This is a genomic window from Brevibacillus fortis (assembly GCF_046196545.1).
Taxonomy (GTDB): domain Bacteria; phylum Bacillota; class Bacilli; order Brevibacillales; family Brevibacillaceae; genus Brevibacillus; species Brevibacillus fortis_A.
On record NZ_CP176370.1, the window covers coordinates 5913590 to 5933922 of the forward strand.

Sequence of the window (20333 nt, forward strand, 5' to 3'; positions counted from 1 at the left end):
TTTTATCTAATTCTCTCCTTTTTACATTTTTTACCTTAATTTACATTTTATATCATGTTGCGATTATTGTAAATGTAATATTTTACCAACATTACTCTATTTCATATAATTCTCGCCTGTAAAACGACCCAAGAAAGCCGCACTCCCTTAAGGAGTGCGGCTTTCTTTAGACATCGTCAGTTTTGATTCAGCCATTTTTTCCGAATAAGATTTCCGCATAGCAGCACCAACGGTACACCGATGCTGTAGGTAAAATCATAGAATGGCCAATACTTTGTAATGATGGCGCCAAAGACGACAATATTGGGTGAGAAAATCGTGGACATCACCATGAGCAAAACGATGTACGGAAAGATTAGAACCCTGAAGTTGTCGATTCGAAAGACGTGACGGATTCCCAAATGAAAAAACAGGCAATACAGTGTAATTTTGACGCTCACCGCGATAAACCAGATCACCGCGATAATCGCCTCTAGCCGCTGAATGAAATCCCCGAGCTTCAGCTGTTTGATCAGGACATAGGTCGGATAAAAATGCCGCGCGGTTTGATCTGCCCCCAAAACAAGGATGCACATCAACATGATGATGAACAGCACAATTCCCCCAAGCAACGTCCCCAGAAAAAAAGATCTCATCCGTTTTTGGATGGGCGAGACAAACGGAAGAACCGCCATAAAAACGACCAGCTCTGAAAAAGGAAAGGCAATTGCCGCAGTAGCTCCCTGCAAAATTGGCCTCCACCCATTTTCAAATACAGGTTGAATTCTCGACATTTCCGCCTGTGGAAGTAAAGTAATCATGAGTAAACCAAAAAAGAAAAAGAACCAGACAAAGTAGATCTCTGCCGATTGAGCTACGGTTTGCAGTCCCAATCTGACGCCAAACATAATCACAATGACAAATAATAGCTGTATCGCAAATCTTGGAGTAGAGACCAATAGATGCGTGCCAACAAAGTCGCCAATTTCCATCACATGCGCCCCTGCTGAAAACAAGGTATAGCTTATAAACGAAAGAATAATGATTGTTCCCAGTACTCTCCCGACAGTTTCATCAACGAAGGTGAAAAAGCTTTGATTCGGATAAAGCTTCCCCACAGCTATGAGTAAGACAATATTGAGCAGTCCCACCACAAGCCCGACCAGGACGGATATCCACGCATCCTGTTTAGCGAATGTAGCCGTCATGCCAGGCAGGACGAGAACGGAGTCACCAATCGTAACAAGGGTGACGAGCATCAATAGTTGACGGGGACTGATCTTGTAGCTCTCTTGCATGATTGCTCCCTGCTCTCTTTAGGCCTTCGATCCCTTTGTACAATTATTTCCTCCATGATTCGGCGCTAAACACATAGGCATTTCATGCTATGATAAAGAAATATATGTAAATTCCGAAATGGACTGGAGGACTGCAAACATGTACAGAGTAAAAAAGCAGGACGTGATTTACGCCATGTCTCCTGAGAATCAGCCGGTCTTGAAGGTGGAAGCAGGCAGTATCGTAACATTTGAAACCTGCGATTGCTTCGAGGACCAAATCCAATCGGCTGACACCGTGTTTCAGGAGCTTGATTGGAATCGGATCAACCCTGCTTCCGGTCCTATTTATATAGAAGGAACAGAACCAGGCGATATTTTGGCTGTTCATATTCAGAAAATTGGGATTAAAAACCAAGGCGTAATGGTTACTGGTCCAGAACTGGGTGTAATGGGATTCGACCTGCAAGAAAATGTGATTAAAATGATTCCGATCCAAGATGGAAAAGCTGTATTGTCAGACAAGCTTCAGGTTCCGATCAATCCCATGATTGGCGTAATTGGAACAGCTCCTGCCAAAGAAGCCATTTCATGCGGTACGCCGGGCGATCACGGCGGCAACATGGACTGCAAGCAAATGCGTGAAGGTACGACATTGCTTTTACCCGTAAATGTTCCCGGCGCATTATTTGCCCTGGGTGACCTTCATGCTGCAATGGCTGACGGTGAAGTAGCTGTATGTGGTGTGGAAATTGCAGGAGAAGTAACTGTAAAGCTCGATGTGATAAAAGGAAAGCAGTGGCCGTTACCGATGGCAATTAACCAAGAGCACCTGATCACAATTGCGTCGGAAAAAGAGCTGGACAAGGCTGCGGATCGAGCGGTCATCAACATGGTACAATTTCTACACGAAGAGCTGGGCGTAGAAAAGGCCGAAGCCACCTTCCTGCTCTCCGCTGCGGGAGATTTGCGTATCTGTCAGGTCGTCGATCCTTTAAAAACAGCCCGCATGGAGTTGCCTCTTGCGTACGCAACTTCATTAGGCTTTGATTTGAAAATAGCCGGTAGATAAGGATGGAACGCAAAAAAACCCCAAAGCTTTGGGGTTTTTGCTTTTCCTACATGTACGTATTTATGCAGGTGAACCGACATCGATTAGGGATTCAATCATGACCTTTTGACTGTTTTTGTCTACCCAGGCATGTGTTTCTACCAGTTGCTTGCGGTACCAATCAATTTGTACTTCTACCTGATTACGAGCGGTCCCACCCAGCACGTTGCGTGCATTGACAACTGTCTCAACAGCTAGAGCTTCATACACATCTGCCCCAATATCCTCTGAGAAGCTCTGGAATTCTTCCAAGGTCAGATCGAGAAGATATTTTTGCTGCTCGATGCAGTACAAGACGGTTCTCCCTACGACTTCATGCGCTTGACGGAACGGCATGTCTTTACGAACCAAGTAATCTGCCAAGTCTGTCGCATTGGAAAAATCGTTGGTAACTGCTTGACGCATGCGATCTGCTTTGACTTGCATCGTCTTGATCATCGGCGTGAGCAAAGCTAGCGCACCATGAATGGTCGCTACCGTATCGAACATGCCTTCTTTATCTTCTTGCATGTCCTTGTTGTACGCCAGCGGCAAACCTTTCAATACGGTCAACAATCCAAACAGGTTGCCGTAAACACGCCCTGTTTTTCCGCGAACCAGTTCTGCTACATCAGGATTTTTCTTTTGTGGCATGATACTGGACCCCGTGCAAAATGCATCGTCTAGTTCCACAAAGGAGAATTCCTGACTGCTCCAGATGACGAGCTCTTCGCACAAACGGGAAAGATGGGTCATGACCAAAGAAGCGTCCGCCAAAAATTCGACGATGAAATCACGATCACTCACTGCATCCATGCTGTTTTGATAGATACCGTCAAATTGCAGCAATTCCGCTACAAACGTGCGGTCGATCGGGAATGTCGTACCTGCGAGAGCACCTGCTCCGAGCGGCAGCACATTCACACGCTTCCACGTCTCGGTCATCCGTTCGATATCGCGTTGCAGCATGGACACATACGCCATCAGGTGATAGCCAAACAATACTGGTTGCGCACGCTGCAAATGTGTATAGCCTGGCATGACGGTATCGAGATGCTGGCTCGCTTGCTCAAGCAATGCCTCTTGCAAATACATCGCCAATTGGATAATCTCCATCAGCTTTTCTCTGAGGTACAGGTGCATATCCAACGCAACCTGATCATTGCGGCTGCGGCCGGTGTGGAGTTTGCCCCCCACCGGACCGATCTCTTCAATCAGCATCTTTTCAATATTCATATGCACATCTTCGTGTGCAACGAGAAACTCTGCTTGCCCGCGCTCAATTTTCTCTTTTACCTTTTTCAAGCCAGCGATGATCTGTCTTACTTCCTCCATCGGCAGGATGCCGCACTTGCCCAACATGGCAACATGAGCTAGGCTTCCGACGATGTCCTGTCGCCACATTTTCTGGTCGAAAGAAATAGAAGCGGTATACTCTTCTACGAGTTGATTCGTCGGCTTCGTGAAGCGTCCTCCCCAGAGTTTCATTGCTTGATCGCATCCTTTTCATCCAAAATCTTAATGGCAGTGTTTTTATTCTCGTGCAGTACACCCTCGTTTACCTGTGCGTATACCTTTGTAGGCAGACCCCACAGCTTGATAAAACCGAGTGCTGCTTTGTGGTCGAATTGATCACCTGCATTGTAAGTCGCCAGCTCATGGCTGTAGAGAGACGATGCAGAGGTACGGCCTACAACGATCGCATGTCCTTTGTGCAGCTTCACACGTACGACACCCGTTACGTATTTTTGCGTCTCTTCAATGAATGCCTGGACAGCATTGCGAATTGGCGAATACCAGAGACCCTCGTAAATCACTTGCGCCAGTTTTTGCTCGACAATCGGTTTGAATTGAGCAACCTCACGTGGTTGCGTCAAGAACTCCAGCTCACGGTGAGCCAAAATCAAAGTAGTCGCAGCCGGTGTCTCGTAGACTTCGCGAGATTTGATGCCCACCAAACGGTTTTCCACATGGTCGATACGGCCTACACCATGGTTTCCAGCGATTTTGTTCAGCTTGAGAATCAGCTCAGCCAGTGGGAGCTCTTCGCCGTTCAATGCAGTTGGCTTCCCTTGCACGAAAGTGATTTCGATTTCTTCTGCCTCTTCTGGTGCATCCGTGATCGACTTCGTCAAATCGTATGCTCCTTCTGGAGGTGCAGCCCATGGATCTTCCAGAACACCGCACTCGCAGCTTCTGCCCCACAGGTTTTGGTCAATGCTGTATGGATTGTCCAGATCGATCGGGATCGGGATATTGTTCTTTTTCGCATATTCAATCTCTTCGTCACGCGTCCAGCCCCATTCCCGAACCGGCGCCACGATTTTGATATCCGGGTTCAGCGCTGTAAAGGAAACATCGAAACGTACCTGGTCGTTTCCTTTTCCTGTGCAACCGTGTGCGACAGCTACCGCGCCTTCTTTTTCCGCGATTTCAACCAGCACGCGCGAAATCAGGTAACGCGACAGTGCAGACACCAACGGATACTTCCCTTCGTACATGGCGTTTGCCTTCAGAGCTGGCAATACGAATTCCTCTGCGAATGCATCTTTTGCATCCACTACGATTGATTTCAATGCCCCTACCTGCAATGCTTTTTTCTGTACGAAATCAAGGTCTTTCCCTTCCCCCACATCCAATGCAACTGCAATGACATCGTAGTTATACGTATCTTGTAGCCATTTAATTGCTACCGATGTATCTAAACCGCCTGAATAGGCCAACACAATTTTATCTTTTGCCATCATTCTCTCTCCCCGTTTCGAAGTTTCTCTTATGCGAGTAATTATACAAACGAACTAATAAAAATACAACTATTTTTCTTGTGTATTTCTTGTGAATTCGCAGACAAAAACGGGGATGCACAGAAATTATACATTTCTCGCATAAAGAGTATCTTGTTTTTATGCATACTCATCATCTGTTTATGCATAAACGTTGCGCAACTGAAAGGGAAACTTATCCCAGATAGAGAATGAGTGAAAGGAGGAATTACATAGGAGAAGTCTGTTGGAGGGATTATGAAAACAATTTATCTGGTACGTCATTGTCAGGCTGCTGGCCAAGAACCCGAAGCCCCGCTCACGGAAAAGGGAGAAGTACAAGCTCGAGAGCTTGCCACCTTCTTCGCTGGTTCCCCCATTGATCGAATCATTTCGAGTCCGTATCATCGGGCGATTGCTACCATCCAGCCTCTTGCACAGGAGCGCGGAATCGTGCTTGAAGAAGACACGCGTTTGGTTGAGCGCGTCCTTAGCGGAGTACCACGTGAAGATTGGTTCGAGCGACTGCGAGATACGTTCGATGACCTGACGCTTGAATTCGAAGGGGGCGAATCCAGCCTTACTGCTATCAACCGGGCAAATTCGTTGCTCACTGAGATTTTGGCAGATGCGCATAAAGAAATCGTGCTTGTTAGCCACGGATGCCTGCTAGCCTTGCTCATGAAATCAATGGATGACCGCTTTGACTTTCACGATTGGGAGAAACTAAGCAATCCAGATGTATTCAAGCTTACCTGCCATTCAGAAACCAAAGAGCTCGTGCGCATATGGTCGTAAACGAATAAAAACAGTTACAAGGGGCAGCTCATCTGATTGCCTCCTGTAACTGTTTTTGTGGGATGGACTCTATTCCGATAATGCTCTGCAACTCGTCGTATGGCAGTCGCTGAACGATTCTGATAAAATGCTCCGCCAATATCGGATCAAATTGGGTACCGGAGCCCCGTCTGATTTCTTGAAGCGCTTCCTCCACAGGCAGTCCTTTTCGATAAGGCCTGTCCGCGACCATCGCATCGAAAGCATCTGAAATGGCTAAAATTCTCGCCATCAGTGGAATCTTATCCCCGGCTAAGCCATCCGGGTATCCCCTTCCGTCTATTCGCTCATGATGGGAGCGGATCGCAGGAAGCAATTCATTGAACATCCCTGCTTGCAAAATAATTTCGTAGCCAATGACCGTGTGCTGCTTGATCTTGTCGTACTCTTCCGGGGTGAGCTTTCCTTTTTTATTGAGAATTTCGTCTTCGATGCCAATTTTTCCAATGTCGTGCAGGATTCCCCCGATATAAACATCCTCCACTTTTCGTTCGGATAAACCAATATCTCTCGCAATTTCTCTTCCCCAGTAAGCTACACGCTGAGAATGTCCACTTGTGTATCGATCTCGTGCGTCAATGGAAGCAGCCATCGTCGTTAAGAAGTTGTGATTAAAAGATTTGACCTCTTCTACTTTTTGCTGAAGCCTTTGAAGGTTGTCATAGTAATGATGAAATACGTAGCTGATCGTAATAAACGCAATCATCATAGGAATTAGTGTTAGCGGGCCATATGACTCTACTAATCGTGAACCTACTCCGGCTAAAATTAAAAGCAACAAGTAAGTGGAGGTAAAGCCTTTTGCCATCATCTTTACGGTTCGCGCCCAGGTCATTTGATGAAAATAAGAGATACCCAATCCACATAAAGTCAGGTTCACAAACCAATAGACAACAGCCAAAAACAAATCGCTAATAATAGGAGAGACGGTTCCGAAGCTTTCGATCCAATCCTTCAAAAACGCTACTGTCCATATAGTCATTAACAATTGCCCAATGTTAATAATAGCTTTTAGCGGATTAAACCTTACCAGGAAAGCGATAATTAAAGATTCAATAACAGCAGCCCATACTCCGACCCATACTCCGTACAACAAGATACCCGAAAAGATTACAGCATTGTTCACTGTTAAAATCGTATTTGATATACGCACGGGAGCAAAACAGGAAAAAATGGTCAATAGGGTATAGGTAGATAATACCCCCCAATGCTCACGAACAGCCCATTCAGATGAAGATGTGTAAAAAATATAGATTGCTGCAATGACAAATCCAACCTGTACAACAATCCCCTTTATCCAAATTGCATAATCAGTTTTTTGTCGCATAACTTTTACCTTCGCGAAGTTGTAGTAATGAAATAGGTTTATTCATCAATCGCTGAACAAGTAAAAAGGCGCCTAACATAATAAAAATATCGCCGATGCTAATAATCCGCGGAATGATAGATGGCATGTAGATGACATCCGTCAAAAACGGAAAATTTGAACTTTCCGTCAATACACTATGCTTGAAATTCGTTCCGTTTATAACCGGCTCTAAATCATAAGGTAGCTTTGCTGCTTGGACTAAATCGATTGGCATTTTTCCATTGTTAGACCAAATTGCAATCGCATTCAGAAACCAGCCGATTAAAAATATCCGCATATCTTCAAATTCTCGATTAAAAACGAGGAAAGCCAAAATAAACATATACGCGATCGATATGAAAATGCCACCGATTGTAGGGAAGAAGACTGCACAAGCCTGGAGCAGTATGGTAACGATAAGAAGTTTTAATTGATTGAATTTGGGAAATTCCTTGATTCTTCCCCCTCGCAGCAATGCTACGAGAAAAGATAGGGCAATTACATCCAATAGCATGTTGTTTCCTCCAAGCTTGAAGAAAAAACACCACTCAGCCAAGCGGTGTTTGTTTCTCCAATACGCTTATTTATCCAATATGGAAGTTTGCAGAAGTAGCTGCTACGATTGCTACCACCATCATAATTGCCGCGAACCATTTTTTCATTTTCTTTTCCCCCCTTCAGGCATAGTGGAGAAAGCTGGCTTCGCTACTGTCCGTGATGCAGAGGCCAAGCGACCAAGTACAGCCCCTGCTCCCCTTTCCTTTTCCATTATGGAAAAGGTTGGATTCGCTACTGGCTCCATACGGACCAAGCGACCAGATACAGTCCGTACTTCCTTGCTTCTTTCCTACCTTTATTTTACACATAAGTGACAAAATTCGGCAATCATAGATTCATAGTCTATTCGATTTAATTACAGCTAGTTCTATTTAACTAGAACTATCTTCACACCAGCGCCGCCAATATCGCCTTTTGTGCGTGCAATCTATTTTCAGCCTGATCGAAAATGACAGAGCGCAATCCGTCGATGACCCCGGTTGTCACTTCTTCCCCACGATGTGCTGGCAAGCAGTGCAAGAAGAGATAATCACGGTCTGCCGCTGCTACCAATTTTTCGTTCACTTGATAGTCGGCAAATGCTTTCAATCGCACCTCATTTTCTTCTTCAAAACCCATACTAGTCCAAACGTCCGTGTATACTGCATCTGCCCCCATGACAGCCTCTATCGGATCGGTGGTCACCATCATTTTTCCACCGCTTTGTTTCGCGTACCCTGTAGCTTTTGCGACAATTGTTGCATCCATTTCGTAGCCTGCTGGAGTCGCGACCCGCATATCCAGGCCTAGCAGTGCTGCGCCCAGCACCAGTGAGTTCGCCACGTTGTTGCCGTCTCCTACATAGGCGAGCTTGACTCCTTTCAGCTTGCCTTTGTGCTCCCAGATCGTCAGCAGATCAGCCAACGCCTGACATGGATGGTACAGATCGGTCAAGCCATTGATAATCGGGATCGACGCGTGCTCAGCAAGCTCTTCTACATATGAGTGAGAAAAGGTGCGAATCATGATGGCATCCACGTACCGAGAGAGAACCTTTGCTGTGTCGCTGATCGGCTCCCCGCGTCCGAGCTGTAGCTCTTTTCCGCTCATGAACATCCCCAGGCCACCCAACTGATGCATCCCTACTTCAAAGGAGACGCGCGTACGGGTCGAAGCCTTGTCAAAGATCATTCCCAACGTCTTGCCTTGCAAAGGCTGGAATGGCTGTCCCAGCTTTTGCAATTGCTTGACGTGAGCAGACAGATGGAGCAGCTCCATCAATTCTTCCCCGTTGAATTCATCGACGCGTAAGAAATCTTTTCCTTTATGCTTTTGTAACGGCAAGTTTTGAAAGTGTTCCAATATCTTCACTGGCTGCATGCGAGCCACCCCTTTTCTTCATAATAGACTTCACGTATAACTCGAACGTATCGACAGCGGAGAACAATGGCACACCTTGTTGTACCATACGGCTTCGCAGAGCAAATCCTGTCCGGCCCTGACGATTACCTTTCGTCGCAGTAATGAGAGCGAAGGCCGCTTCTTCCTTTTGCAACAGCTCGATCCACGCCGCTTCATCTGCCACGACATGCTTCACCACAATTCCTTCGGCTGCAAGCCACTCGGCCGTTCCCGGAGTCGCCGCCAGATTGGCGCCATCTGCTTGAATTTGTCCAATCGACTCTCTTACACCGTCCTGCTTATCTCCATCTGCCAGAGAAATCATGACCAACTGACCTTTTTCCCAGTCACCGTACAAATTGTCTTTGAAAGCAAAAGCTTTGCCTGCTGCCTCTTCGAAAGAATGGCCCAAGCCGAGAACTTCGCCCGTCGATTTCATCTCTGGACCTAGTACCGGATCTACGCCGTTCAGCTTGATCGTGGAGAAAACCGGTGCCTTGACGACTGCAAAAGGAATCTCTGGCAAAAGCCCTGTACCGTAGCCCATCTCCGACAGCTTTTCACCCAATTGTGCGCGAACCGCCAGTTGAACCATCGGGATGCCAGTCACTTTGCTCGTAATCGGTACGGTCCGTGAAGCACGAGGATTTACCTCCAGTACATAAACCGTTTCGCCATCAATGACAAACTGGATATTGATTAACCCAACCGCTTCCATTTCCCTCGCGATTGCTTCTGTATAGCTCGCAATTTTGTCCTTGATGTCATCCGTCAGCTGAGGAGCCGGGAACAAGGCTACACTGTCGCCTGAGTGGATGCCCGCTCTCTCCACATGCTGGAATATCCCCGGGATAATGACAGATTGTCCGTCGCATACCGCATCTACTTCTGCTTCCTTGCCTGGAACGTATTTATCCACAAGGAGTGGGAAAAACATGCTCATGTCCGGATGGTTCAACCAGTCTTGAATGGTAGCTTGTAGCTCGTCGATATCGTGGACGACTACCATACCTTGCCCGCCGATGACGTACGAAGGTCGCATCAAAACAGGGAAGCCGATTTCCTCCGCTATCGCGGTCGCATCCTCCAAGGACGATACTCCTTTACCGGGGATATGCGGAATGTTCAGCTTGCGCAGCATGTCGTAGAACAGCTCGCGATCCTCCGCGCGTTCGATGGCTGTAAGCGACGTACCCATTACTTTCAGCCCCGCATACTCCAGCTTGGCTGCCAGATTGATCGCGGTTTGACCGCCGAACTGAACCATGACGCCCTCCACCTGTTCGCGTTCTGCGATATGCAGCACGTCTTCTACGTGAAGCGGTTCAAAATAAAGATGGTCGGCTGTTTCATAGTCAGTGCTGACCGTCTCTGGGTTGTTGTTCACAACGACAGCCGCAATACCGCTTGCCTGAAGCGCTTTGGCTGCATGCACGGAGCAGTAGTCAAATTCGATACCCTGACCGATGCGAATGGGACCTGAGCCAAGTACCAGTACTTTGCGGCCGGACAGTGACTCGACCTCATCTACTCCTTGCCAATCCGAATAGTAGTAAGGGGTTTGGGCATCAAATTCTGCTGCACACGTGTCCACGATTTTATAAGTAGGCGTAATGCCCGATTCTTGACGAAGTGATTTGATTTCGGCAGGTGTAGTACCCACCAGTGAAGCAATGGTTTCATCGGCAAACCCGCGACGCTTGGCTTCCAACAACAGCTCTGGGGTCAGTGCTTTCCAATCGTGGCTAGACAGCTCTACTTCCAAGTCCACGATTTTACGCAAGCTCCGCAAGAAAAACGGATCGACACCAGTCAGACTGTGCAGCTCACTTTCTGTAAAGCCTTTGCGAATCGCCTCGGCAAAAACAAACAGTCTGATATCAGTCGCTTCCTGCAAGGAATGTGCAAGCTCCTCACGCGTCCAGGATGCCAGCTCTGGTCGAGTCAAATGTGTGCAGCCCTGTTCCAGGGAACGAACTGCCTTCAAAAGTCCTGCTTCCAGATTGCGGGCGATCGACATGACCTCGCCAGTCGCTTTCATTTGCGTCCCCAGCTTGCGGTCTGCCAGCGGGAATTTGTCAAACGGGAAGCGTGGGATTTTGACAACAATGTAGTCCAACGCTGGTTCAAAGCTAGCGTACGTATAGCCCGTGATTGGATTGAGTACCTCATCCAGTCCGTAACCTAGTGCGAGCTTGGCGGCGATCCGTGCAATTGGATAGCCTGTTGCTTTAGACGCCAACGCACTTGAACGGCTTACACGAGGATTTACTTCGATCAGCACATACTGATCGGAATTCGGATCAAGCGCAAATTGAATATTGCAACCGCCGACTACCCCAAGCGAACGAATCACTTTCGTTGATACGCTGCGCAGCATTTGGTACTGGCGATCTGTCAGCGTCTGAGATGGCGCGACGACAATACTGTCTCCCGTATGAATACCTACTGGGTCCAAATTTTCCATATTGCACACGATGATGCAGGTATCATTTGCGTCCCGCATGACCTCGTATTCAATCTCTTTCCAGCCTTTTACACTGCGCTCAATCAGTACCTGGCCGATTGGGCTAGCTGCAATGCCACCGGCTGCAACCTTTCGCAAGGACGCTTCATCCCCCGCAATCCCGCCACCTGCTCCTCCGAGTGTATAAGCAGGACGGACAATAACGGGATAGCCTATAGCGTTCGCAAACTCGATTGCTGCGTCTACAGATTCGACTGTATCGCTCTCTGGAACAGGCTCTCCGATTTTTTGCATCAATTGCTTGAACAGCTCACGGTCTTCCCCGTTTTGAATGGCAGCCAGCGGCGTACCCAACAATTGCACACTGTACTTTTCCAGCACACCAGCTTCTGCCAGCGAAACAGCAAGATTAAGTCCCGTTTGGCCGCCTAACGTAGGCAAGAGGCCATCGGGACGCTCTTTTGCGATAATAGCTGTCACGGATTCCACCGTGAGCGGCTCCAGATATACTTTGTCCGCTACTTGTTCGTCTGTCATGATCGTTGCCGGATTGTTATTCACCAGCACGACCTGCACGCCAGCTTCTTTTAGGGAAAGGCAAGCCTGTGCACCTGCATAATCAAACTCCGCTGCCTGCCCGATGACGATCGGACCAGAACCGATGACCAATACTTTATGAATGTGTGGCAATTTAGGCATATCTCTTCGCTCCTACTACACGCATCGACTGCAAGAATTGGTGAAAAATGTGGGATGTATCACTAGGGCCTGGATGTGCTTCCGGATGGAACTGCACACTGAAAACAGGCAGACTGACGTGACGCAATCCTTCGACTGAACCGTCATTGACATTACGGTAGGAAACCGTTAACTGACGTTTATCCAGAGACTCTTCCTTGACCACGTACCCGTGATTTTGTGAACTCATATATACTTTTCCAGTCATCAGATCCTTGACCGGATGATTGCTGCCGCGGTGACCGTATGCGAGCTTTTCTGTCTTGCTGCCGTACATCAACGCCAATACTTGATGCCCCAAACAAATGCCTAATGTCGGGTACTGCTCCACGGCTTTGCGCCATTCGTTGCAATACGCAAGCAAATGCTCCGGATCGCCAGGCCCATTGGAAAACAACAAGCCGTCTGGTGCGAGAGCATTGATTTGGGCAAAACTCGTATCAAATGGAACGACCGTGACACGGCAGCCCTGTTCGAGAAGTGCATCCAAAATCGATTGCTTCATGCCGAGGTCAATCAAGACGACATGCTCGCCTGTTCCCGGATGCCGCTCTACCTGCTGTCTGGATACGTTGGCAACTAAGGATTTTTTGGCGTGCTTGTAGCGCAGGGACACAACTTCCTCCACCTGCATAGGCTGATCGGAAATGACACCGAATACGGTACCGTCTTGGCGGACGCGCTTTGTAATCGTTCGCGTATCAATCCCTGCAAGGATCGGGAATCCAAAGGCTTCTGCCGCTTGGGCCAACGTCATGTTTGATTCGTAATGGCTTGGCTCCGTGCATAGCTCGCTGACAATCATCCCTGTCAACGCTGGCTTGACTGCCTCATAATCCTTTTCGTTGATCCCGTAGTTTCCGATCAAGGGATACGTGAAGGTAACGATTTGCCCTGCAAAAGAAGGGTCTGTCATCACCTCTTGATATCCTGTCATTCCTGTATGAAAAACCACTTCTCCAAATCCGTTAATGGGGGCACCATACAGCTTTCCTGTAAAAACTTCGCCGCTCTCCAGCGTTAAATATCCTGTTCCTAACGATTGATTCTCTCTATCCATCTATGAAGCCACTCCTCTCCAATAGGCACCGGCCTGATCGCTCTTACCGAAAATTTATGCAACCTTTTGTATTAATATACATTTGGGATTATAAAAATGCAACGAGTTTTTTGACCACTTCCACTCGTTGCATTTTATGTTTGTTTTATCTAAACCTGCGACAGTGCTTCGCTTAATACGGCAATAGCCTGCTTTACTTCATCATCGGTCGTTACAAACGAAGGCAAGAGTCTCACTACTTGTGGGCCAGCCATCAGCAGAATGACTCCTTTTTCCCGTGCATACGCGACCGGCTCACCAGCAGGAATTGTTAGCTCCACACCGAGAAGCAATCCTTTTCCCCGAACCGTAACCACTTTGTCTGGATGCTCTGCCTTGAGCTTCTCCAGTTCTTTGATCAATACGTCATGGATATGGGCTACCCGCTCCAAAATCTGCTCCTCTTCCATCGTCGTAAGCGTCGCGATTCCAGCAGTTGCTGCCAATGGATTCCCGCCAAAAGTAGTGCCATGCGTACCCGGAGCAAACGCTTCTGCTACTTCTTTGGTCGCGACGACCGCTCCAATCGGGAACCCACTGCCCAAGCCTTTTGCCAATGAAATCGCATCTGGCTTCACGTCATAGTGCTGGAAGGCAAACCATGTACCTGTGCGACCAATCCCAGTCTGTATCTCATCGATTAACAGGAGCAATCCGTGCGCATCGCATAATTCACGCAGCGACTTCACCCATGCCTCTTCTGCTGGATGTACACCGCCTTCTCCCTGAACCAGCTCCAGCATGATCGCGCATGTCTTGTCTGTAATGGCTGACTTGACTGCATCGAGGTCGTTGTAAGGAACGGTGATAAATCCTTGCGGCAATGGTGCGAATCCATCCTTCACCTTTTCCTGTCCAGTAGCCGTTAGGGTAGCCAATGTCCGTCCATGAAAAGACTGTTCAAAGCTGATGATTTCGTAACGGTCGGTCCCTTTTATTTTTTGTGCATAGCGGCGGGCGAGCTTGATCAACCCTTCATTCGCCTCCGCTCCACTGTTGCAGAAAAAAGCCTGATCCAGTCCAGACAGACGGCTCAGTTTTTCCGCCAAAATCTCTTGCTGAGGAACATGCACCAGATTCGAGCAATGCCACAACGTATCGAGCTGTTCGTGCAGCTTTGCCGTTACTTTTGGCGGGACATGCCCTAACGAGGTCACGGCAATTCCTGAGGTAAAATCGAGATATTGCTTGCCTTGATCATCCCACACCTGGTTTCCTTGTCCTTTTACCAAACTGATGGGCCATCTCGCATAGTTATTCATGAGATGCACAGGCGCTGATGTTATATGCATATTCATTTTCCTCCTCACCTAAGCGTAATTGACATTCATACGAACGGTTGTCCCAACTGCCAGCCCCGCACAAACACCGAGCAGATCATCAGCGGTTCCCCGGCAGATGACTACCTGCTCCACACCCTGACCGAGAGCGTCGAGAGCTGCCTGAACCTTCGGAATCATTCCACCAGTAATAATCTCTGCCTGAATCATTTCCTGTATCTCTTCTGCACTTGTAGCAGGCACTACTGCCTTGGTTCCGTCTGGCTGAGGCTGCATGATGCCCGGAACGTCTGTGACCATGATCAGTTTTTCGGCGCTGAGTGCTGCTGCAATCGCTCCTGCGGCCACATCAGCATTGACATTAAATGTCTCCGTGCCATCTTCACTAACGGAAAGGGGAGCAATCACCGGGACATAGCCCTGCCCAAGAATCGCTTTGGGAATGGTCGTATCAGCCTTCTTGATTTCTCCTACCCACCCGAGTGGTTTTGGCGTTTTTGTTGCCAAAAGAGTCTGACCATCGATTCCGCTAACTCCCCACGCCTTGGCTCCTGCCTGCGCTAGCCTTTTTACCAGCGCCTTATTGATACTGCCGCACAAAACCATCTCTACAACACGCAGCGTGTCCTCGCAGGTAACACGAAGCCCATCGACAAATTGCGGAGTGATCTGAACTCGATCGAGCATACTGTTAATGGCAGGTCCGCCCCCGTGGACGATGACGATCTCTTGTCCTTGTGCCTGCAGTCCGGCAATCGCCTGAAAGAAGGAGTCAGGTAGCTGATCCATGGTGCTTCCGCCACATTTGATCACAACAATTCCTTGCATCTGCTCTCCTCCTCTACGGGTATACTGGTACGAGCGGCAAGCCTGTTTTCTCAGGCAAATCAAACATGACATTCATGTTTTGCACAGCTTGACCAGCCGCGCCCTTCATCATGTTATCGATTACCGACAGCAAGATAACACGCTTCGTGCGCTGATCAACATGGATAGCGATATCGCAGTAATTGGAGCCATAAACTTCTTTCGTATGTGGATGACTGCCTGCAGGACGTACACGCACAAAAGGCTTATCCGCATAAGCAGCTTCGTATAGCTCCTGGAGTTGCGCTTGTGTGACATCAGTGGTTAGTTGTCCGTAAGCCGTGACTAAAATCCCTCGGGTCATCGGCACCAGATGCGGTGTAAATTGAACAAGCGTCTCTTCCCCGCTTTGTTTTTGCAGCTCCTGTTCAATCTCTGGTGTATGCTGATGACTCGCAACTTTATAAGCATGGATGCTTTCATTAATCTCACCGTAATGAACACCGAGCGATACTCCACGTCCAGCGCCGGACACACCTGATTTGGCATCGACGATCCAACTGTTAGGCTGTACCCAGCCTGTCTTTACCAGCGGAAGCAGGGCGAGGAGCGTAGCAGTGGGATAGCAGCCTGGATTTGCTATGAGACTGGCCCCCGCCACTTGCTCTTGATTCCACTCGGTTAAACCGTAAACCGCTGTTTCTACCCATTGGGAAGGGGCCGGCTCATGTTTGTACCACGTTTGGTAGACCGCACCGTTTTCCAGACGAAAATCCCCGGATAAATCAATGACCTTTACACCTTTTTCGACCAGCTTCGGAGACAGCCCGCTACTTACTCCCGCAGGCGTAGCAAGAAAGATCAAATCGTTCACACCGCTCATGCTATCTGCATCAATCGGTGATAATGTCGGCAACCCGAGCCCAGCTGCATGTGGAAACGATTTTTCCAAGCTTTCTCCTTCTGATGAACTTGAATATAAATTTGCAATCTCAACATGCGGATGCCCAGCCAAAAGACGGATCAACTCCGCGCCCCCATACCCTGTTGCTCCAACAATCCCGACCCGAACCATGCTCTCTCCCCTTTATTCTATCCTGTATTTTTATACATGAATAATAATAAAAATCCACTTAGAATACAACAAAAAAACTTTTTCCGTCCAAAGAAAAAAGCGCCCGATTGCTCGAGCGCTGGTTTGTTGCCCTGTTTACTTTTTGTCCGCTAACCATGCAGCGATGTTTTCTGCATCTTTTCCTGTGACGAGACCCGGGGGCATTGATCCTTTTCCTTTTTCCAAAATGCCCATGATCTGCTCTTTGTTCAACTGACCGCCGATCTTTTGCAAGTTCGGTCCAACTGCCCCTTCCAACGTCTGTCCGTGGCAGCCTGAACAGGTATTTTTGTACATGGTTTCTGCAGTTGCTGCATCATAGCTGCCAGATGGTGTCGTGGCTGGCGGAGTTTCTGTAGCCGGAGCCTCTGTTGCTGGTTGGTTGGCCGGCGGCTGTGTTTGCTGATTTCCGCCACCACAGGCACTTAGCGAGAATGCGAGTACAGCCGCTGTCAAAACGAGTGGAATACGTTTCAAGGCTGTTCCCTCCTTTATTCGGATTTCTTCGCTAAGTATGCCTCCGACTACCACTTCTCATTCTTGCGACAACCATTTAGGACAGAGGAAATTCCAACGGACTCCATTCACGTAACTCCAACGTCCGTGCGCCTTCCACGACAACTGGATCAGCCTCAGCCAATTTGCGAGCTTCTTCCAGAGAATCCGCTTTGTAAATAACCAATCCGCCAAGCTTATCTGTGAAGGGTCCTGCCATGAACACTTTTCCCTGCTTGTACAAATCATTGATATACGTGAGATGCGCAGGTCTTACTTGAGCATTCAGCTCTTGATTCACGATTGGCAAAAATGCGGCATACAACATGGACGGTTTCTCTCCCTTTTCATGACCTTGTTCTTTCATGAAGTATAACATAATTATGAATACGGACTTTGGTCTGGTAGGATTTTCCCTTTCTACAGCGAACGATTCAATGGTAGCAAGTAGCAACAGAGAGGCGGATAGGTATGGGCACGCAGATACAGTTATATACATCTCTCTTCCACAACAATCCTGACGCTGTTTTCATGTTCGACATGCAGGGCAGATTCACAGGAGTAAACGCCGCTGGTGAAGCATTGGTAGGATACACCTCTCAAGAACTGCTGCGCATGCAAATTTGGGAAATTCTCGCTTCTACAGAAGGTCTCGACAGTAAGAAACAACAACAAATCCTCTCTGCAGGAATCAGAAAAAATAAGCATTACCAGTTGCTCCATAAAAACGGGCAGGTTGTAGATATTATCGCTTCCAGCTTTCCCATTTTACAAAACGGCGAAATCATCAGTCGCTATTCCATTGCCAAAAACATCACGCAGCAAAAGAAAATGGAAGAGGCTCTTCACCAGATGCAAGAGAACTTTCGGTTAATATCCGAAAACATTATGGATTTGATTTTTATTGTAAATGTGGATGGAATGATTACCTACGCTTCCCCTTCTGTTCAGGCGGTTACTGGTCTCACGATTGATCAAGTGATCAATCAGCATTTTTCAATCTTGATTCATCCTGAGCAAGTAACCAACGCCAAGAGCGATTTTGCTCAAATGATGAAGCAGAAGACCACACTCGATGCCGAGTACCATTACCTGCACCCAGACGGAAGAATGTTGCTGTTCGATGTAAAAGGAACACCTGACATCTGTCCGAACGGCCATATTCTCAGCACGGTTTTTGTGGCACGTGATATTACAGAACGTCGGCAATCAGAGGAATTGCTTCGATACTCTGACAAGCTGTCAGTTCTAGGAGAGCTTGCCGCGGGAATCGCCCATGAAATTCGCAATCCACTTACGGCCTTGAAAGGGTTTATTCAACTCATGGAAGGGGACGAATTCGCCAATCAGCAATACTTGCAAATTATGCGATCCGAAATCGACCGTATCACTTCGATTACCAGTGAGCTTTTAATAATGGCGAAGCCGCAAGCGTTGCGATTTGCTCCCAACGGCCTTTTGCCATTGCTTTCGTCTGTCATTAAGCTTATGGAACCACAAGCACTTCTTAAAAATGTATCTATTCTTACTGATTTTCCTCAAGTCACGTCTCTCATATTGTGTGAGGAATATCAAATCAAGCAAGTCTTCATAAACATCATAAAAAACGGCATGGAAGCCATGCCGTTAGGTGGAAATCTCACAATCAAGGTTGTAGAGCGCTCTTCCGATGTTATCATCCGAATCAGCGATCAAGGACAAGGCATCCCTGCCGAGCTACTTCCCCGATTAGGAGAGCTTTTTTATAGTACAAAAGAAACAGGAACTGGCCTGGGGTTAATGGTAAGCTCAAAAATTATTCGCGATCACGGGGGAACAATCGACATCACCAGTGATGTCGGCAAAGGAACCACCGTATCGATTTCCATACCAAAAGCCTTGAAGCCTTCTGTTTCGTTTACCGATTAATCTGCGCGCGTAGATAGGCATCGATAAACGAATCAATATCACCATCCATGACGGCTTGAACGTTTCCTGTCTCCATATTCGTCCGGTGGTCTTTTACCAGACTGTATGGGTGGAAGACATAGGAACGAATTTGGCTGCCCCATGCAATATCTTTTTGTTCACCTTGAATAGCGGCCAACGTTTTCTCTTGTTCTTCCCGTTTTTTCTCGAACAGTCGTGCCGTCAGCATCTTCATCGCACGCTCCCGGTTTTTAATCTGGGAGCGTTCTGTTTGACACGTCACCACAATTCCAGAAGGCAAGTGAGTAATCCGTACAGCGGAGTCAGTCGTGTTGATATGCTGACCACCCGCACCACTGGAACGATACGTATCGATTTTCAGGTCTTCTGTACGTATGTCTACCGCATTATCGTCTTCGATCTCCGGCAGGACGTTGCAAGACACAAACGATGTGTGACGACGTCCAGAGGCATCAAACGGAGATATCCGCACAAGACGATGAACCCCTTTTTCTGATTTGAGGTAGCCATACGCATTGTAACCCTTAATGAGGAGAGTAACACTTTTTACACCGGCTTCATCACCAGGCAAATAGTCCAATGTTTCGACCTTGAAGCCCTTGGCATCCCCCCAACGTGTATACATGCGCAGAAGCATGGACGCCCAATCCTGAGACTCTGTCCCACCCGCTCCCGGATGCAGCTCCAAAATGGCGTTGTTTTTGTCGTATTCATCACTCAAAAGCAATTCCAGCTCAAAGCTCTCAAATGACTTCCGCAACTCCTGCGTACTGTCATACAGATCTTGAATGAGGGACGCATCCCCCTCTTCGATGACGAGCTCCAGCATTACCTGGAGATCCTCGTACTGAGAATCGAGCTTGGACATCGTCTCTACGAGGCTTTTGATTGCATTCAGTTCACTGATTGTCTTCTGCGCTGCATCATTGTCATCCCAAAAATCGGGTGCCAGCATGCGCTCTTCCAGTTCACCGATTCGTTCCTGTTTTACTGGGAGGTCAAAGAGACCCCCTGATATCCGCTAATCGCTTAGCCATGCTAGACATCTCTTGTTTGATGTCCGCAATATCGATTAATGCCATGTTGCGAATCACCTTCTCTTTACGTAAGCTATGTTTTATTGTAACGTAATTTGCCAGATGCGCAAATACGGCAGCATGTTACGTTTAGAAA

At 47.8% G+C, this 20333-nt stretch carries 17 protein-coding genes; 3 read left to right on the forward strand and 14 right to left on the reverse strand.

All coding sequences use genetic code 11. The features are described from left to right. Nucleotides 1-176: 176 nt before the first annotated feature. Entirely contained in the window at nt 177-1277 is a 1101-nt protein-coding gene (locus tag ACKKE8_RS28755) for an endospore germination permease (RefSeq protein ID WP_409176003.1), read from the reverse strand. Between the two features lie 139 nt (nt 1278-1416). Here ACKKE8_RS28755 and ACKKE8_RS28760 point away from each other — a divergent pair, with 139 nt between their 5' ends. Further along, entirely contained in the window at nt 1417-2328 is a 912-nt protein-coding gene (locus tag ACKKE8_RS28760) for an acetamidase/formamidase family protein (protein WP_409176004.1), read from the forward strand. 60 nt (nt 2329-2388) lie between these two features. Here ACKKE8_RS28760 and argH read toward each other — a convergent pair whose 3' ends face one another. Continuing rightward, nucleotides 2389-3834 carry an argininosuccinate lyase gene (argH, locus tag ACKKE8_RS28765; protein ID WP_409176005.1) on the reverse strand — a complete coding sequence of 482 codons (1446 nt, stop codon included), beginning with the start codon at nt 3832-3834 and terminating at the stop codon, nt 2389-2391. After that, on the reverse strand, nt 3831-5090 hold the full coding sequence (locus tag ACKKE8_RS28770) for an argininosuccinate synthase (protein WP_409176006.1): 1260 nt from the start codon (nt 5088-5090) through the stop codon (nt 3831-3833). The genes argH and ACKKE8_RS28770 overlap by 4 nt, the downstream gene beginning before the upstream one ends. A gap of 276 nt (nt 5091-5366) precedes the next feature. Here ACKKE8_RS28770 and ACKKE8_RS28775 point away from each other — a divergent pair, with 276 nt between their 5' ends. After that, entirely contained in the window at nt 5367-5906 is a 540-nt protein-coding gene (locus tag ACKKE8_RS28775; RefSeq protein ID WP_409176007.1) for a histidine phosphatase family protein, read from the forward strand. Nucleotides 5907-5934: 28 nt separating this feature from the next. Here ACKKE8_RS28775 and ACKKE8_RS28780 read toward each other — a convergent pair whose 3' ends face one another. From ACKKE8_RS28780 to ACKKE8_RS28825, 10 genes are all read right to left on the reverse strand, one after another. Further along, nucleotides 5935-7272, reverse strand: coding sequence for an HD-GYP domain-containing protein (locus tag ACKKE8_RS28780; RefSeq protein WP_409176008.1), 1338 nt, complete (start codon nt 7270-7272; stop codon nt 5935-5937). After that, nucleotides 7256-7807, reverse strand: coding sequence for a DUF5317 family protein (locus ACKKE8_RS28785; protein WP_409176009.1), 552 nt, complete (start codon nt 7805-7807; stop codon nt 7256-7258). Before ACKKE8_RS28785 ends, ACKKE8_RS28780 begins: the two co-directional genes overlap by 17 nt. Before the next feature lie 431 nt (nt 7808-8238). Continuing rightward, the gene (gene argF, locus ACKKE8_RS28790; RefSeq protein WP_409176010.1) at nt 8239-9210 is read right to left on the reverse strand and encodes an ornithine carbamoyltransferase; all 972 of its coding nucleotides are present in this window, start codon (nt 9208-9210) and stop codon (nt 8239-8241) included. After that, entirely contained in the window at nt 9155-12397 is a 3243-nt protein-coding gene (carB, locus tag ACKKE8_RS28795) for a carbamoyl-phosphate synthase (glutamine-hydrolyzing) large subunit (protein ID WP_409176011.1), read from the reverse strand. The genes argF and carB overlap by 56 nt, the downstream gene beginning before the upstream one ends. After that, nucleotides 12390-13496 carry a carbamoyl phosphate synthase small subunit gene (locus ACKKE8_RS28800; RefSeq protein ID WP_409176012.1) on the reverse strand — a complete coding sequence of 369 codons (1107 nt, stop codon included), beginning with the start codon at nt 13494-13496 and terminating at the stop codon, nt 12390-12392. Before ACKKE8_RS28800 ends, carB begins: the two co-directional genes overlap by 8 nt. Nucleotides 13497-13645: 149 nt before the next feature. After that, nucleotides 13646-14827: an aspartate aminotransferase family protein gene (locus tag ACKKE8_RS28805; RefSeq protein WP_409176013.1), complete on the reverse strand. Its 1182-nt coding sequence runs from the start codon at nt 14825-14827 to the stop codon at nt 13646-13648. Between the two features lie 18 nt (nt 14828-14845). Next, entirely contained in the window at nt 14846-15643 is a 798-nt protein-coding gene (gene argB / locus ACKKE8_RS28810) for an acetylglutamate kinase (protein WP_409176014.1), read from the reverse strand. A gap of 13 nt (nt 15644-15656) precedes the next feature. Further along, on the reverse strand, nt 15657-16697 hold the full coding sequence (argC, locus tag ACKKE8_RS28815) for an N-acetyl-gamma-glutamyl-phosphate reductase (protein WP_409176015.1): 1041 nt from the start codon (nt 16695-16697) through the stop codon (nt 15657-15659). A 135-nt stretch (nt 16698-16832) separates the two neighbouring features. After that, nucleotides 16833-17213 carry a cytochrome c551 gene (gene cccB, locus ACKKE8_RS28820; RefSeq protein WP_409176016.1) on the reverse strand — a complete coding sequence of 127 codons (381 nt, stop codon included), beginning with the start codon at nt 17211-17213 and terminating at the stop codon, nt 16833-16835. A 76-nt stretch (nt 17214-17289) separates the two neighbouring features. Continuing rightward, nucleotides 17290-17559 (reverse strand): YciI family protein, encoded by a 270-nt coding sequence (locus ACKKE8_RS28825; RefSeq protein WP_047069739.1) that lies wholly within the window; start codon nt 17557-17559, stop codon nt 17290-17292. Between the two features lie 143 nt (nt 17560-17702). On the opposite strand from ACKKE8_RS28825, the gene ACKKE8_RS28830 reads away from it, so the two are divergent. Further along, nucleotides 17703-19139 (forward strand): PAS domain S-box protein, encoded by a 1437-nt coding sequence (locus ACKKE8_RS28830; RefSeq protein ID WP_409176017.1) that lies wholly within the window; start codon nt 17703-17705, stop codon nt 19137-19139. Here ACKKE8_RS28830 and prfB read toward each other — a convergent pair. Beyond that, a protein-coding gene (prfB, locus tag ACKKE8_RS28835; RefSeq protein WP_409176018.1) for a peptide chain release factor 2 occupies nt 19129-20242 on the reverse strand; the annotation gives its coding sequence in 2 pieces (ribosomal slippage) (nt 19129-20160 and nt 20162-20242; 1113 coding nt in all). The genes ACKKE8_RS28830 and prfB overlap by 11 nt on opposite strands. Nucleotides 20243-20333 lie beyond the last annotated feature (91 nt).